13 protein-coding genes are annotated in these 16,384 nt (G+C 40.1%); 12 read left to right on the top strand and 1 reads right to left on the bottom strand.

From position 1 onward, the window contains the following. The first annotated feature begins 15 nt into the window (after positions 1 to 15). From aroA to BWR56_RS06095, 9 genes are all read left to right on the top strand, one after another. Positions 16 to 1,299, top strand: a complete 1,284-nt coding sequence (gene aroA, locus BWR56_RS06135; RefSeq protein WP_076984665.1) for a 3-phosphoshikimate 1-carboxyvinyltransferase — start codon at positions 16 to 18, stop codon at positions 1,297 to 1,299. Then, positions 1,292 to 1,768, top strand: coding sequence for a shikimate kinase (locus BWR56_RS06130; RefSeq protein ID WP_076984664.1), 477 nt, complete (start codon positions 1,292 to 1,294; stop codon positions 1,766 to 1,768). Before aroA ends, BWR56_RS06130 begins: the two co-directional genes overlap by 8 nt. Beyond that, positions 1,765 to 2,613: a prephenate dehydratase gene (pheA, locus tag BWR56_RS06125; RefSeq protein ID WP_076984663.1), complete on the top strand. Its 849-nt coding sequence runs from the start codon at positions 1,765 to 1,767 to the stop codon at positions 2,611 to 2,613. Before BWR56_RS06130 ends, pheA begins: the two co-directional genes overlap by 4 nt. Then, positions 2,610 to 3,905 (top strand): LCP family protein, encoded by a 1,296-nt coding sequence (locus tag BWR56_RS06120; RefSeq protein ID WP_076984662.1) that lies wholly within the window; start codon positions 2,610 to 2,612, stop codon positions 3,903 to 3,905. The genes pheA and BWR56_RS06120 overlap by 4 nt, the downstream gene beginning before the upstream one ends. Positions 3,906 to 4,048: 143 nt before the next feature. Then, a complete protein-coding gene (locus BWR56_RS06115; protein WP_076984661.1) occupies positions 4,049 to 4,885 on the top strand; it encodes a LicD family protein in 837 nt (278 codons plus the stop codon). Further along, positions 4,882 to 5,850: a glycosyltransferase family 2 protein gene (locus tag BWR56_RS06110; protein ID WP_076984660.1), complete on the top strand. Its 969-nt coding sequence runs from the start codon at positions 4,882 to 4,884 to the stop codon at positions 5,848 to 5,850. Before BWR56_RS06115 ends, BWR56_RS06110 begins: the two co-directional genes overlap by 4 nt. 21 nt (positions 5,851 to 5,871) lie before the next feature. Next, positions 5,872 to 8,031: a LicD family protein gene (locus tag BWR56_RS06105; RefSeq protein ID WP_076984659.1), complete on the top strand. Its 2,160-nt coding sequence runs from the start codon at positions 5,872 to 5,874 to the stop codon at positions 8,029 to 8,031. Between the two features lie 57 nt (positions 8,032 to 8,088). Beyond that, complete coding sequence (locus BWR56_RS06100; RefSeq protein WP_002881745.1) at positions 8,089 to 8,901, top strand: LicD family protein; 813 nt, start codon at positions 8,089 to 8,091, stop codon at positions 8,899 to 8,901. A 43-nt stretch (positions 8,902 to 8,944) separates the two neighbouring features. Then, positions 8,945 to 11,473 (top strand): MBL fold metallo-hydrolase, encoded by a 2,529-nt coding sequence (locus tag BWR56_RS06095; RefSeq protein WP_076984658.1) that lies wholly within the window; start codon positions 8,945 to 8,947, stop codon positions 11,471 to 11,473. 46 nt (positions 11,474 to 11,519) lie between these two features. Here BWR56_RS06095 and BWR56_RS06090 read toward each other — a convergent pair whose 3' ends face one another. Beyond that, entirely contained in the window at positions 11,520 to 12,998 is a 1,479-nt protein-coding gene (locus tag BWR56_RS06090) for an oligosaccharide flippase family protein (protein ID WP_049490167.1), read from the bottom strand. A gap of 122 nt (positions 12,999 to 13,120) precedes the next feature. On the opposite strand from BWR56_RS06090, the gene mecA reads away from it, so the two are divergent. From mecA to thrB, 3 genes are all read left to right on the top strand, one after another. Beyond that, positions 13,121 to 13,861 (top strand): adaptor protein MecA, encoded by a 741-nt coding sequence (gene mecA / locus BWR56_RS06085; protein WP_070567629.1) that lies wholly within the window; start codon positions 13,121 to 13,123, stop codon positions 13,859 to 13,861. A 147-nt stretch (positions 13,862 to 14,008) separates the two neighbouring features. Further along, positions 14,009 to 15,295, top strand: a complete 1,287-nt coding sequence (locus BWR56_RS06080) for a homoserine dehydrogenase (RefSeq protein WP_076984657.1) — start codon at positions 14,009 to 14,011, stop codon at positions 15,293 to 15,295. 1 nt (position 15,296) lies between these two features. Continuing rightward, positions 15,297 to 16,166: a homoserine kinase gene (gene thrB / locus BWR56_RS06075; protein WP_076984656.1), complete on the top strand. Its 870-nt coding sequence runs from the start codon at positions 15,297 to 15,299 to the stop codon at positions 16,164 to 16,166. The last annotated feature ends 218 nt before the right edge of the window (positions 16,167 to 16,384 follow it).

Raw genomic sequence — 16,384 nt, 5'->3', positions numbered from 1 at the left:
AGTATGAGGTCTGGTATGAAACTAAAAACAAACATTCGTCACTTACATGGCAGTATCCGAGTTCCAGGTGATAAGTCCATCAGCCATCGTTCGATTATCTTTGGAAGTTTGGCTGAAGGTGAGACTAAGGTTTATGATATTTTGCGTGGCGAGGATGTACTTTCAACCATGCAGGTTTTTCGTGACCTTGGTGTTGAAATTGAGGACAAAGATGGAGTCATTACCATTCAAGGTGTGGGGATGGATGGCCTTAAAGCTCCTCAACATGCTTTGGATATGGGGAATTCTGGAACATCGATTCGTCTGATTTCAGGTGTACTTGCTGGGGCAGATTTTGAAGTAGAGATGTTTGGAGACGACAGTCTATCCAAACGTCCTATGGATCGTGTGACCCTTCCCTTGAAAAAAATGGGAGTCAGCATTTCTGGTAAAACAGAGCGAGACCTGCCCCCTCTGCACTTGAAAGGTACTAAAAACCTAAAACCGATTCACTATGAGTTGCCAATCGCCTCTGCCCAAGTCAAGTCTGCCTTGATATTTGCAGCCTTGCAGGCTCAGGGGGAGTCCGTTATTATCGAGAAAGAATGTACTCGCAACCACACCGAAGATATGCTACAGCAATTTGGTGGTCAATTAAGTGTGGACGGAAAGAAAATCACAGTCCAAGGGCCGCAAAAACTGACTGGACAAAAGGTAGTTGTCCCAGGAGATATCTCTAGTGCAGCCTTTTGGCTAGTCGCAGGTTTGATTGTGCCAGATTCTCGTGTAGTACTGCAGAATGTGGGCATCAACGAAACGCGTACTGGTATTATTGATGTCATTCGAGCCATGGGTGGAAAACTAGAAATAACTGAAATCGATCCAGTCGCTAAATCAGCAACCCTGACTGTCGAATCTTCAGACCTAAAAGGAACAGAGATTGGTGGAGCCTTGATTCCCCGCTTGATTGATGAATTGCCCATTATTGCTCTTCTCGCGACACAAGCACAAGGTGTAACGGTCATTAAGGATGCTGAGGAACTCAAGGTCAAGGAAACCGACCGCATTCAGGTGGTGGCAGATGCTTTAAATAGCATGGGAGCGGATATCACTCCTACAGCAGATGGGATGATTATCAAAGGGAAATCCTCCCTTCATGGTGCTAGAGTCAATACCTTTGGTGACCACCGTATCGGAATGATGACGGCTATCGCGGCCCTCTTGGTTGTTGATGGAGATGTGGAACTTGACCGTGCAGAAGCCATCAATACTAGTTATCCTAGCTTCTTTGATGATTTGGAGAGCTTGATTCATGGCTAAGGTATTACTCGGATTTATGGGGGCTGGCAAGTCGACAATCGCTAGAGGATTGGACCCAGACTATCTAGATATGGATGCCTTGATTGAGGAGCGCTTGGGTATGTCCATTGCGGAATTTTTCGATGAAAAGGGAGAGGTGGCCTTTCGTCAGGTGGAGTCAGAAGTTTTAGCGGACTTACTAAAAACGGACCGAGTTGTGTCAACTGGTGGAGGAGTTGTCATTTCTCAGAGAAATCGTGACTTGCTTAAGACTAATCCTGATAACATTTATCTGAAAGCAGATTTTGAAACCCTCTACCAACGTATTTCAGCTGATAAGGACAATCAGCGCCCGCTCTTTCTCAACAACAATAAGGAAGAGTTGCGAGAGATTTTTCAAGAAAGGCAGGCTTGGTATGAGGAAGTAGCCAGTCGTATTCTAGATGTGACCAAGCTAAGCCCAGAGGAAATTATAGAGGAACTGAGATGAAGATTGCCTATCTAGGTCCCAAGGGATCATTTTCACACCACGTTGTGCAGACTGCTTTTCCTAATGAGGAATTACAAGCCTTTGCCAATATCACAGATGTTATCAAGGCCTATGAACAAGGATTGGTGGACTATTCGGTGGTGCCAGTTGAAAACTCCATTGAGGGAAGTGTGCATGAAAGCTTGGACTATCTTTTTCATCAGGCGGACATTCAGGCTGTTGCAGAAATAGTACAACCCATTCATCAGCAACTGATGGCAGTTCCTGGTCATACTAAGATTGATAAGATTTTTTCACACCCTCAAGCTTTGGCTCAAGGAAAGAAATTCATAGAGGAGCATTATCCAAAAGCCCAGCTTGAAGTGACGGCAAGCACAGCCTATGCAGCCCGCTTTATCGCTGAACATCCAGACCAAGCTTTTGCGGCTATTGCGCCTAGAAACTCAGCTAGAGAGTATGGTTTGGAATTGATAGCAGAAGACATCCAAGAAATGGAAGCCAATTTCACTCGTTTTTGGGTTTTAGGGTCTGAGATTCCCGCTATCCCTTTGCAATCACAAACTGAAAAAATGAGTTTGGCCTTAACTTTACCGGATAACCTTCCCGGTGCCCTTTACAAGGCTCTTTCAACCTTTGCTTGGCGAGGTATTGATTTAACCAAGATAGAAAGTCGTCCCCTCAAAACGGCACTAGGTGAGTACTTTTTCATCATCGATGTGGATTATAGTGCGAAAGAGCTGGTTCATTTTGCCAGACAAGAACTAGAAACAATTGGGATCCAGTACAAGATACTGGGAACCTACCCTATTTTCACTATTAGGGATTTAGGAAAGGAGAGCCTATGAGCAAAGAAAGCCCCTTAAGTCATCATGAGCAGTTACGTTATGACTATCTCTTTAAGAATTTTCATTACCTCAATGACCGTGAACGGAGGGAATTTGATTATCTGCAACAGAAAATGGCAGGTCCTAAGTCTGAAGTTCACCATTTCTACCAAGAAGAAAAAGAAGAATCTTGGGGTAGAGATATTGATCTTCCGACTTATGGCAGTAGAAGCCGGTCTAAGAAACGTGAAAAGGTAGCTCCTCAACCTAAAGTCAAAAAGAAAAAGAGAAGAATTCGCTTCAAACGAATATTGACTTGGTTCCTGCTGTTGATTACTTGTGTGCTTGCAGGGATGATTTTCATGTTTCTTAGAGGGTTCCAGTCAGCAGCCAATCCAACAAATAAGCCAGCTGACGCCAAGGCAGCTCAAGTAGAGGTCTTTAACGGTCAAGATACCAAAGATGGTGTGAATATCCTAGTCATGGGGACAGATGGCCGTATCGGTCAAAATAGTGCAGAAACCCGTACCGACACAATCATGGTACTGAATGTCAGTGGATCGGATAAGAAGATTAAACTAGTCAGCTTTATGCGTGACAACTTAGTGTATATCGACGGGTATAGTAAGATTGTAAATGGCCAGAAACAAACAGATAACAAACTTAATGTTGCCTATGAACTTGGGGAACAAGAAGGGCAAAAAGGGGCAGAAATGGTCCGCAAGGTTCTAAAAGATAATTTTGACTTGGATATCAAGTACTACGCCTTAGTTGACTTTCAGGCTTTTGCAACAGCTATTGACACCCTTTTCCCTGAAGGAGTGACTATCGATGCTCAATTTTCAACTCTGAATGGTCAACCTCTGACAGAAGCCACAGTCGGAGACGACCTTCATGCAACAGAAACAGAGTCGCCAACTCAAACCATCAAAGTTGGAAAACAGCAAATGAATGGTTCTACCTTACTCAACTATGCCCGCTTCCGTGATGATGATGAAGGAGACTACGGACGTACCAAACGTCAGCAACAAGTCATGTCAGCCGTTCTTGAGCAAATCAAAGATCCAACCAAACTCTTTACAGGATCTGAGGCGCTTGGGAAAGTCTTTGCGATGACTTCGACCAATTTACCCTATAGCTTCTTGTTAACCAATGGCTTATCTGTCCTAGAAGGTGCTCAAAATGGCATTGAAAGACTCACCGTCCCAGAACTTGGTGACTGGGTGGACGCTTATGATATCTATGGTGGGCAAGGTCTTCTGGTCGATCAAAATAAATACCAGACCAAACTCGCCCAAATGGGAATGAGATAGAATACTATAAAAAAATCAAAGTTTGAATCACTAGTGAAAAAGTGGTTTAGGCTTTGATTTTTCTTAGTATCTGATGGATTTTTAGGGCGTTTTTATGGTATAATAAAACGATATAACTCGTTATTGGACAGAAGAGGAGAGACATGAGTGATTTGAAAGCGATTCAGGCTCGTAGTCTGGAAATGGCTGAATATTTCGTCGCATTTTGTAAAGAACATGATTTGTTGTGCTATCTCTGTGGTGGAGGAGCCATTGGTGCCCTACGTAATAAGGGTTTCATTCCTTGGGATGATGATTTGGACTTTTTCATGCCACGTAAGGACTATGAAAAATTAGCAGAGCTGTGGCCACGTTATGCAGACGAGCGTTATTTCTTGTCAAAGAGTAACAAAGATTTTGTAGACCGTAACCTTTTTATTACCATTCGTGACAAGGAAACCACTTGTATCAAGCCTTATCAGAAGGATTTGGATTTGCCACACGGTTTGGCCTTGGATGTTTTACCTTTGGATTATTATCCTAAAAATCCAGCTGAGCGTAAGAAACAGGTTCGTTGGGCCTTGATTTATTCACTCTTTTGCGCCCAAACTGTCCCAGAAAAGCATGGTGCCATCATGAAATGGGGAAGTCGCATCTTACTCGGCCTGACTCCAAAACCTCTACGTTATCGCATTTGGAAAAAAGCTGAAAAAGAAATGACCAAGTATGGTCTGGCTGAGAGCGATGGAATTACGGAATTATGCTCAGGTCCCGGCTACATGCGAAACAAATACCCAATCGCATCCTTTGAAGACAATCTTTTCTTGCCATTTGAAGGAACTGAGATGCCTATTCCAGTTGGCTACGATGCTTATCTCAGCACTGCTTTTGGGGTCTATATGACACCGCCACCAGCAGACAAGCAGGTACCGCATCATGATGCTATTATAGCAGACATGGACAAGAGCTACACAGAGTACAAGGGAGAATATGGAGCATGATGGGAGAAAAAATAAGCGTTGTCGTTCCAGTCTACAATGTAGAGGCTTATCTGGAGCGATGTGTGGAGTCAATTCTTCAACAGACTTATGCCCATTTTGAGTTAATCCTAATCAACGATGGTTCTACTGATTCTAGTGGACAGATCTGTGATCACTTAGCATCTCAGTATGAGAATATCAAGGTTTATCATAGCGAAAATGCTGGTGTTTCAAATGCTAGAAATATGGGAATTCAGCTAGCGACGGGTTCTTGGGTTACCTTTATTGATAGCGATGATTTCGTTACCCAAGATTACCTAGCTACTTTAGCAAGTGCAGTTGAAGGGTTGAATGTAGGCTTTGTTATTGCTCCTCTGCACCATATCAAAAACGGAATTGTAACAGACCTACCTTCACATTCTGGAAAAACAGAACTCTGGTCAACAGAAGAAACCATGAAGGAACTACTGATGACTACCAGAACATCATTTTTTCCAGTTGCAAAACTGTTTAAGAGAGACCTGCTTGCGGATGAAAAGTTTAATACCAATTATCACCTAGCTGAAGATGCTCTATTTTTAACTGAATTGCTACTAAAGACAAGATGCAGTTGCGTATTTATTGACAAACCTGTTTATTATTATGATCATCGTGAGGGAAGTGCAACGACATCTGTTAATCGACATGTATTTGACACGATAGAAGTTTATCAGCAAATAATTGCTCAAGTTTCACAAACCTTCCCTAATTTAAAATACGAATTAATAAATAGAGAATGTTGGTCGTACATCACAGTTTACGATAAAATTATCTTTACTTCACGTGAAGAGTATCAAAAGGAGAAAGCTGAGCTGAGGACTTGGATTGTTCAGCACCGACGCGAAATATGGAAGGATGCTTATTTCACTACTTTTCGCAAGGTAGCGATCCTATCACTTGTCATTTCTCCATGGCTATATAAGAAAATTGTTGGATTGAAAAACTAATATCATGAGAAGGAGTTGAAAATGAATTTTTCAAAAATGGATGAATACTTTGAAAAATCAAAACTATGGATTGCGTATCTATTTGTTTTTATTTCGATTTTAAGTATGAGTTCACTGGTTTATAAGATAGCAAATCCCCTCTACAAGGGATTATCAGCGATTGTAGTGCTTTATATTTGCTATACCTTATTGTTTAAGTGGAAAGAAATCACAGCAGATCGCAAATTTCTATCCTTATTTGGACTCTTAGCTGGAAGTCATCTGCTATCAGCTGTTTTCAATCGCTCTGGACATTTAATTGGAAATGTGATTGAAATTCTCTTCATGGTAACCTATGTTTTATTATTTACCATGTTACAATCAGGGCAACTTAAAAAATTATTTGACCGGATTGCCTATACGGTTCAAATTGTATCTTTTTCTTCAGCAATTTTTGCGTTTGGTTTATTGGTAAGTAGAGTCCTTATCCTATTTAAGATTGGCGAACAATCTTATTACTATGGTGTCATGAATGGACGTCTGTGGGGGATTGTCAATCCAAATGCTAGTGCGATATTTTCATACATTAGCATTATTTTGGCTATGTATTTGATCCATAAAGGAAGTAAATATTCTGTTTATCTTAAACTGAACAATGTGATTCAATTCGTTTACTTCGCAACGATGCAAAGTCGAGGAGCCTTACTTTCTTTACTTCTCATGATTGGACTCTATAGTTTCTTTGCTACTAGAGGAAGTATCGCTAAACGATTCCTCACTTTTATAGTTGCTGGTTTGCTGATCACTGCAACTAATATTGGATTAAGCTATGTAACTTCAATCTATATCTCATCTGAAACTGCGACTGTGTTAGATTTAAACAATGGACAATCCTATGCTGAGACAGATTCGTCTGTCACTAAGAAAAACGGTGAGCTCCATCTAATCGAAACAACACCAAGTGGTAGAACCTATATCTGGAAAAATGCCATCAAGATGGGAAGTGCCAAACCAATTTTTGGTTATGGTGTACGAAATGTTCCAGATTACTACGCAGAATATTTCAGTAAATTTGAGATTCAAAACTCCCTTATCGGTGGGAATTTCCATAACATTTTTGTGACCATATTTGTCAGTTCGGGAGTTCTAGGTTTGGTATCCTTCCTTCTTGTACTGGCTTATGTCATCAAGCGCTTTTTAACGTATTTGATTTTTTCCAAGAAACATACTGATAAATTGATCATGATCCTATTCTTTGGTATCTTGTTTGGTCAATTATTTGAAAGTCAGATTATGTATTCAACCAACTTTATTAATATCATCTTCTGGCTAGCGATTGGCTATGGACTCGTAGTCTGCAAACGAGATGAAGGAGTTCGGTACCAAGAAGTAACAGACATCAATGAAATTCAACAAATGGAACTTGGAATCATGGAGTATATTCATGAAGTTTGTCAGAAAATTGGAGTCAAGTATTTCTTAGCATATGGAAGTCTAATTGGTGCTGTACGCCATCAAGGATTTATCCCTTGGGATGATGACATGGATATCTGCATGTTACGAGAAGATTATGAAAAATTGCAAGACTACCTTATCGCTAACCCTGATGAACGTTACGAGGTCATGTCTTATAAAAACAATCTCAACTATGTCTATCCCTTCATGAAAGTGCAGGATAATCATACCTACTTGCTGGAAGAAGATGTTCGCATCGATTCGAATATGGGAATCTATGTAGATATTTTCCCTGTAGATGGCTACGAGGATGACATACAATTTAAAAACAAGATGACGAAACTGATAAAGAAACGTCAATTGAGTTGCTACACCTTTAAAGGCATTACCAATACGAAAAGTGTACTGAATTCGCTGCTACGCTATGTGTCAGTTATTATTTTCTATTTCACCAATACGAACAAATACGTTGCCCAGATTGAAGAGCTTGCAAAATTCCGTAAAGTCTCAGATTATGAGCAAGTGGATTATCTTATCTACAAGGATATGAACAAACCAGTGTGGAGACGTGAATGGCTGGAACAAGTTACTACTGGAACATTTGAAGGTAAGGAATTTACCATTCCGAAAAACTATCATGAAATTTTGACCTCAGACTACGGAGACTATATGCAATTGCCACCGGTTGAACAAAGAGTATCTCATCATGATTTTAAATTATGGAAGATTGTTAAAAGGTCTAAATGACGAGATTGGGATTAAGAAACGTTTAAAAATATAGTCAAATTTAGGAGAATAGAACCTATGTCTGAAAGAACTTTAACTCTTGAAGAAATAAAGCAAGTAGAATTGGATATTTTAAAGTATCTACATGATCTTTGTGAACAACATCAAATCAAATACTTTATTGATTTTGGAACCTTACTAGGAGCTGTACGCCATAAAGGATTTATCCCTTGGGATGATGATACAGATATTTCCTTAGCGCGTGATGAATTTGAAAAACTTTACAAGGTTTTACAAAATGAAAATCATCCCTACTACAAATTGATTTCATTCAGAGAAACAAAGGGATATCCATACAGTTATATGAGAGTCTATGATGTAAGGACTCGTCGAGATGCTAACCTTGTAGACCCAACGGTCGTATTGGGAACTTGCGTTGACATTTTTCCATATGATGGTGTCGTCACAGAGGAAAGTGACCGTAAAAAAATGAAACTCTACAAATATTTCATTCGCCTTTCTTCTTTGAATTTTAAAGGGATCAAGTCTGAGAATGGTGGACTAAAAAACCTCCCTCGTTATATGGGATCAGCTATTTTCCGCTTAACTTCCCCACAGCTATGGAATCAAAAATTAGAGAGTCTTGCTTTGAAGTATAGTGTAGATCAAGCAACAGATCTAACTTGTACTATCTATGACCCTTATTATCCAAATGGTATAAAAAAAGAATGGCTCTATGATTTGATTGATATGCCCTATGAAGACATTGTGGTCAAGGTTCCGAGAAAATACCATGAAATACTTGTCTACGAATTTGGAGAAAACTATATGACTCCACCACCTATTGAGCAACAAGTCCCAGGAGGGGATAAAAACTACTGGATTGATTAGATTTTTAAAAGTTGCTTAATGTTAAGATAAAGGAGTTTTCAAGGTGAAAAATAAATGGTTATTAAAATCAGTCAGCTATAGTGTTCTCGCATTCTTTCTATTACTGATTCAGTTATCGCAAGGAGTAGATGCAGATACCATCTCTGCAGGTTCGGGCAATCGTATCCATTTCATAAATACAAAAGCAAAATCTGGGAGTGATGCCATCCTTCTGGAAAGCAATGGTCACTATGCTTTGATTGATATGGGTGAAGACTATGATTTCCCTGATGGGAGTGATCCACGCTATCCAAGCCGCTGGGGAATTTCCATGAGAAATTATCAAGTATTGGAGGATCGATTGATTCGCCACTTGGATCAAATAGGTGTAAAAAAATTAGATTTTATTATAGGAACTCATGTTCATAGTGACCATATTGGTGGAGCGGACGAAATACTCAATCGATATCAAGTCGGTAAGTTTTATTTGAAAAAATATTCAGATGATCGGATCACAGCAAACTGGGGACTATGGGATAATCTTTTCAATTATGATAATGCTTTGAGAGCAGCTCAAAAACGAGGAGTTACTCTTATCCAGAATATTTCAGATGAGGATAGCCATCTAAAATTAGGTGATATGGATATCCAACTCTACAACTATAAGAATGAATATGATGCTGACGGGAATCTGAAAAAAGTTCGAGATGATAACTCCAACTCCATTGTTTCAGTAGTGACTGTGGCAGGAAAGAGAATCTATCTTGGTGGAGATTTGGATAATGCCGAAGGAGCAGAAGATAAGTTAGGTCCAGTTATCGGCAAGGTTGATATGATGAAATGGAACCACCATTATGATGCGACAATTTCAAATACGATTAATTTCCTTGAAAACTTATCACCAAAAATGATCATTCAGACAACTGGTGGAGATATTAATGTTGCTTCAACAAGAGAATACCTTCAGAAGAAAAATATTCAGGTTCTTCATGCTGCTAGCCAAACTCAAGACGCTACCGTTTTTGATATTAGCGATAAAGGATTTGCTAATGTTTCAAATACCTTCCCTGATATCCCTGTAGTTGACGAAAAATGGTATCAAGAAGATGGCTATTGGAAATATCGTTTGACTGACGGAGAAATGGCTATCGGCTGGAGAGAGATTGGCGGAGCCACTTACTTCTTTAATGGAAAAGGACAAATGCAAGCAGGTCGCTGGCTTCACCTTAACGACGACTGGGGAGAAAATGCCAAAGGGAATGATTACTATCTGAACCAAAATGGTAAAATGCAAACTGGTGGTTGGTTCAAACTAGATGACTCTTGGTATTATATCCAATCAAATGGTGCTAGACGATTTAGCGAGCTCTCTGAAATTGGAGGGAAAAAGTATCTCTTTGCGGCAGATGGCAAGATGCTAACAGGACATCAAGTCTATAATGGCAAGAAGATGTTCTTTAGCGAAAGTGGTGCACTCCAAACAGCAGGTAAGCCTTCAACTTGGCAAAAGATTGATTCAAATTGGTATTTCTATGACGAGGATGGGCTAAAGACCGTTGGTAAAAAGAATATCAATGGAAGCACATACTACTTTAATCAAGAAGGTATCATGCAAACTGGCTGGGCCTTTGTTGATGGTCACTGGAACTATTTTGCAAGTTCTGGAGCTATGAAAATCGGCTGGGTCAAGGATCAGGAAACATGGTATTATCTGGATAAAGATGGCATCATGTTAACTGGTAGACAAGATATAAATGGTGTTCGTTACTATTTGAATGCTAGTGGTGCCATGCAGACTGGCTGGAAGTGGCAAGACAATAGCTGGTACTTCTATACGAACTCAGGTGCTATGAAAACTGGTTGGTTGAAAGATAAAGAATCATGGTATTATTTGGATCCAGAAACTGGTATTATGGCTGTAGGATCTAAAGAGATTGACGGTAAGAACTATTTCTTCAGCTCAGCAGGTACTATGCAAGTTGGATGGCAGTGGTCAAATGATTCTTGGCATTATTACGCTACGTCGGGCGCACTTCAAACTGGTTGGTTAAAAGATGGTGATGCCTGGTATTATCTTGACGGTAAGGAAGGCGTTATGTTAGTCGGCCTCCATCAAGTAGATGGTAAGCAATATTACTTTAGCAAATCTGGAGCCATGCAAACTGACTGGAAATGGTTTGATAATCATTACCGTTACTTTGAATCAAATGGAGTCATGAAAACTGGTTGGATAAAAGACAAAGGCGTCTGGTATTATCTAAATCCTGAAGATGGCATCATGTTGGTTGGCCTTCATAAAGTAAATGGTGATCATTATTACTTTGATGAATCAGGAGCTATGCAGAAAGGTTGGAAACAGCTTGATGGTAATTGGTACTATTTCCAAGCTGATGGTTCTTTGTTGAAGAACGCAACAACACCTGATGGTTATAAAGTAAACGAAGAAGGAATCTGGAAACAGGCTGTTGCTGCTGTAAATAGCGATGCAGTCAAGCCAGAACAGAAACAAGAAGCTAATTCCTCTATTGTTGAACAACCTAAACAAGATTCAAATCTAGAAGCCAACGCTTCTGATAAGAAAGAAAAAGAATAAAGAAGAAATCCCCTACTGACAACTAATTTATCAGTAGGGGATTTTTTTAATTTCGTTTTAATTTAGCAAGTACAAGGTTCAGTGCATAGTGGAGTGTTTTGTCTTTGGTGATAAAGAGGGTCAAGAGGTAATAGATACCACAAGTTGCTACGGTAGAAAGAACCATGAGAATCATATTAAAGTTTACTGTGTAGGAATTGATTTGGAAAATCATCTTGAAAATATAGAAGATTGGGATAAAACCAAGGGATATGAGGCTATAACGTGTTAAGGTTATAAAAATTTCTTTTAAACTAATCAGTTGGTGTTTCTTGATAAAATGAATTTCAAGTAAAACGACGATAGTTTCTGCGATAATGGTCGTAGCGATGTAATACTCAGGTGCAAAAATATTATTGAAATACAAGATGCTATTTAATAGTATATTGGCACCACCACCAAGGAAGTAGAAGGCAGTTAAGCGATTTTCATGGTCGTTGATAAAGATAATCTGTTTACCAAGAATCAACTCAATAGCCCAAATGATGGTACGAAAAGCGAAGACGCTAGTTACGATACCCGCTTCAAGATATTTTTCAGAAGAATAAATAACAGTTGCGTACCGTCCCAATATCATAATCCCAATACTAGTTGGAACCATAAGGAAATAGAATAAGGATGCCGCTTGATTCACGAGATAATTATAGGACTTGTAATCCTTTTTACCGAGATAGTAGCCAAGGCGTGGAATACTGACGTTGATAGCTCCACTCAAGACACTGGCAATCAACATGACGATACTATAGGCAATTGTATAATAAGAAATATAGTTTTCATCTGGTCCCTTGGTGATAAACATTCTATCTAGCAAGGTGTAAAGCATATTAGCGTTTGCTAAGAGAAGCATAGTGAAGAGCGGTTTAGAAGCTTTGACTAATTCGACGAAACCGATCTTAACAAAAGAAACTTCTCTCTTAATCCAAAGAAAACTGAGCAGGTAGTTGAGGATAGTGGTCGCTGTCATAACGATAGCATAAGGAACGATATCATCTGCCGTTTTAACGAAGGCGAAGATAGCGACCAGCATGGTAATTCGAATAATTAATGTCTTATAGAGGATGAAGGCATAGTTTTCATAAGCCTCGTTCATCCATTCGATATTGAGAAATTGGAAGAGTGCTTGGGCCCCTAGAATGTAGTAGAGGACTTTCAGATTCTCAATGCTGGTGTCAAAGAAGATAATGAGGAAGTAGATACCTGTCGTCAGGAGAGAGGTGAAAACCGAGATATAAAACAACTTAGAAAAGACGTAGTTGATTTTATTCTTGTCATCCTTGACCTTACTAATAGCTCGAATCCCGTAGTTGTATATTCCAAAGGCAGCTAGTGGAATAACGAAACTTGCCCAGGTATTGGCTGTATTGAAATAACCGTAATTGGATTTGCTGAGAATCCGCGTCAGATAAGGGTTGGTTATCAGTGGAAAAACGATATTGAGAATATTGACCAGCAAGCTGGCCAAGGCATTTACTTTTATATTTTTCATTGAACTTTCTTTCTTAAATCTAAAATCATATCTAGTATTATATCACATTCTCGCTTCATTCTTTTGATAAAATCGTAAAAATCTAGTATAATAGATAGACTGAAAGTATGAGGTTACTAGATATGAAGATGAAACAAATTAGTGATACAACACTGAAAATCACGATGACTTTAGATGATTTGATGGATCGGGGAATGGAGATTGCAGACTTTCTCGTTCCTCAGGAAAAAACCGAAGAGTTTTTCTATGCTATTTTAGATGAGTTAGAGATGCCAGACAATTTCTTGGATAGTGGCATGCTGAGTTTCCGCGTGACGCCAAAACCTGATAAGGTCGACGTCTTTGTGACCAAGTCCAAGATTGACCAAAATTTGGATTTTGAAGATTTGGCGGATCTACCAGACATGGAAGAATTAGCCCAAATGTCGCCAGATGAATTTCTCAAAACCTTGGAAAAGAGCATTGCAGATAAGACCAAGGACGATATTGAGGCCATCCAATCTCTAGAGCAGGTCGAAGCAAAGGAAGAAGAGCAAGAGCAGGCAGACAAGGAGACGGAGAATAAGAAAGAACCTTATATCTACTATATCCTACGCTTTGCAAGCCTTGCTGACTTAGTTGCTTTTGCAAAGACGGTTAACTACCAGATGGAAACATCTGAACTCTATAAGATGAATGGACACTATTATTTGACAATCTTAGTCGATGTGGAAAATCATCCAAGTCCATATCCGGCTTGGCTCTTGGCTCGTATGCGTGAGTTTGCAGACGACAGTGACATCAGTCGTTCAGTCTTGCAAGAGTATGGGCAAATCTTGATCAATCACGATGCAGTTCTCGGTCTGCAAAAGATTCGTTCATAAATTTTAAAATCAATTTTCATTTATCAAGAAAGACGAATCATGGGATTCGTTTTTTCTTTACTAGACTGAAATAGTGATTTACTATAATAGGAATTTTCACAAAATTCTGTTATAATGGCTATATCAGAAAATTTCTAGGAGACAAACATGACAGTTAAAATTGCTTTACTTGGATTTGGTACCGTTGCAAGTGGTGTGCCATTCCTCCTAAAGGAAAATGGAGAAAAAATCGTTCAGTCAGCTCATTCTGAGATTGAAGTAGCCAAGGTATTGGTCAAGGATGAAGATGAAAAGAACCGCTTGCTTGCAGCAGGGAATGACTTTAACTTTGTGACCAATGTAGAGGATATTTTAGCAGACAAGGACATTACTATCGTAGTGGAATTGATGGGGCGTATCGAACCAGCTAAAACCTTTATCACGCGTGCCTTGGAAGCTGGGAAACACGTTGTTACTGCTAACAAGGACCTTTTGGCTGTCCATGGCGCAGAATTGTTAGAAATTGCTAAAGAGCATAATGTAGCACTATACTATGAAGCAGCAGTTGCTGGTGGGATTCCAATTCTTCGCACTCTAGCAAATTCATTGGCTTCTGATAAAATCACGCGCGTTCTTGGTGTCGTTAACGGAACTTCTAACTTCATGATGACCAAGATGGTGGAAGAAGGCTGGTCTTATGATGATGCTTTGGCTGAAGCACAAAGACTTGGATTTGCAGAAAGCGATCCTACAAATGACGTGGATGGGATTGATGCAGCCTACAAGATGGTGATTTTGAGCCAGTTTGCTTTTGGTATGAAGGTTGCCTTTGACGATGTAGCCCACAAGGGAATCCGCAACATCACACCAGAAGACGTAGCTGTTGCCCAAAACCTCGGCTATGTAGTGAAATTGGTTGGTTCTATCGAGGAAACTCCTTCAGGGATTGCTGCAGAAGTGACCCCAACCTTCCTTCCTAAAGCACATCCACTTGCCAGTGTGAATGGTGTAATGAACGCTGTTTTTGTAGAATCTATTGGTATCGGTGAGTCTATGTACTACGGACCAGGTGCGGGTCAAAAACCAACTGCAACAAGTGTGGTAGCAGATATTGTCCGTATCGTTCGTCGCTTGAATGATGGTACTATCGGTAAAGACTTCAACGAATATAGCCGTGACTTGGTCTTGGCAAAGCCTGAGGATGTCAAAGCCAATTATTACTTCTCAATATTGGCTCCAGACTCAAAAGGTCAGGTCTTGAAATTGGCTGAAATCTTCAATGCCCAAGATATTTCCTTTAAGCAAATCCTTCAAGACGGAAAAGAGGGGGACAAGGCGCGTGTGGTCATCATTACACATAAGATCAATAAAGCACAGCTTGAAAAGGTTTCAGCTGAGTTGACCAAGGTATCAGAATTTGACCTCTTAAATACCTTCAAGGTTTTAGGAGAATAGGATGAAGATTATTGTACCTGCAACCAGTGCCAATATCGGGCCAGGTTTTGATTCGGTCGGTGTAGCTGTATCCAAGTATCTTCAAATTGAAATCTGTGAAGAACGGGATGAGTGGTTGATTGAACACCAGATTGGTAAATGGATTCCCCATGACGAGCGTAATCTTTTGCTTAAGATTGCCTTGCAAATTGCGCCTGACTTGCAACCGAGACGCTTGAAAATGACCAGTGATGTTCCCTTGGCGCGTGGGTTGGGTTCTTCTAGCTCTGTTATCGTTGCTGGGATTGAACTAGCTAACCAGCTGGGCAAGCTCAACTTATCTAACCACGACAAATTACAACTGGCGACCAAGATTGAAGGACATCCTGACAATGTGGCTCCAGCTATCTATGGAAATCTTGTTGTTGCGAGTTCCGTTGAAGGGCACGTTTCAGCAATCGTGGCTGACTTCCCCGAGTGTGATTTTCTAGCTTATATTCCTAACTATGAATTGCGCACTCGCGACAGCCGTGGTGTCCTTCCTAAGAAATTGTCCTACAAGGAAGCTGTTGCGGCTAGTTCTATCGCCAATGTGGCCGTTGCAGCCTTGTTAGCAGGAGATATGGTGACAGCTGGACAAGCAATCGAGGGGGACCTCTTCCACGAGCGTTATCGTCAAAGTCTGGTCCGTGAATTTGCGACGATTAAGCAAGTAGCCAAAGAGAATGGAGCCTATGCGACCTACCTCTCTGGAGCAGGGCCGACAGTGATGGTCTTGGCTTCTCATGACAAGATGCCGAAGATTAAAGCAGAATTGCAAAAGCAACCTTTCAAAGGCAAACTGCATGACTTGAAAGTTGATACGCAAGGTGTCCGTGTCGAAGCAAAATAAAGAATAGAAGATAGGATGGGGAAATTCTCGACCAGAGGACTTCCTATCCTTTTTTTGAAAAGAAGTTTATACTCAATGAAAATCAAAGAGCAAACTAGGAAGCTAGCCGCAGGTTGCTCAAAACATGGTTTTGAGGTTGTGGATAGAACTGACGAAGTTAGCTCAAAATACTGTTTTGAGGTTGCAGATGTAAGCTGACGTGCTTTGAAGAGATTTTC

It is taken from the genome of Streptococcus oralis (assembly GCF_001983955.1).
In the GTDB taxonomy this organism is placed as follows: Bacteria; Bacillota; Bacilli; order Lactobacillales; family Streptococcaceae; genus Streptococcus; species Streptococcus jiangnanensis.
This window is presented reverse-complemented; position numbering and strand designations above follow the sequence as displayed.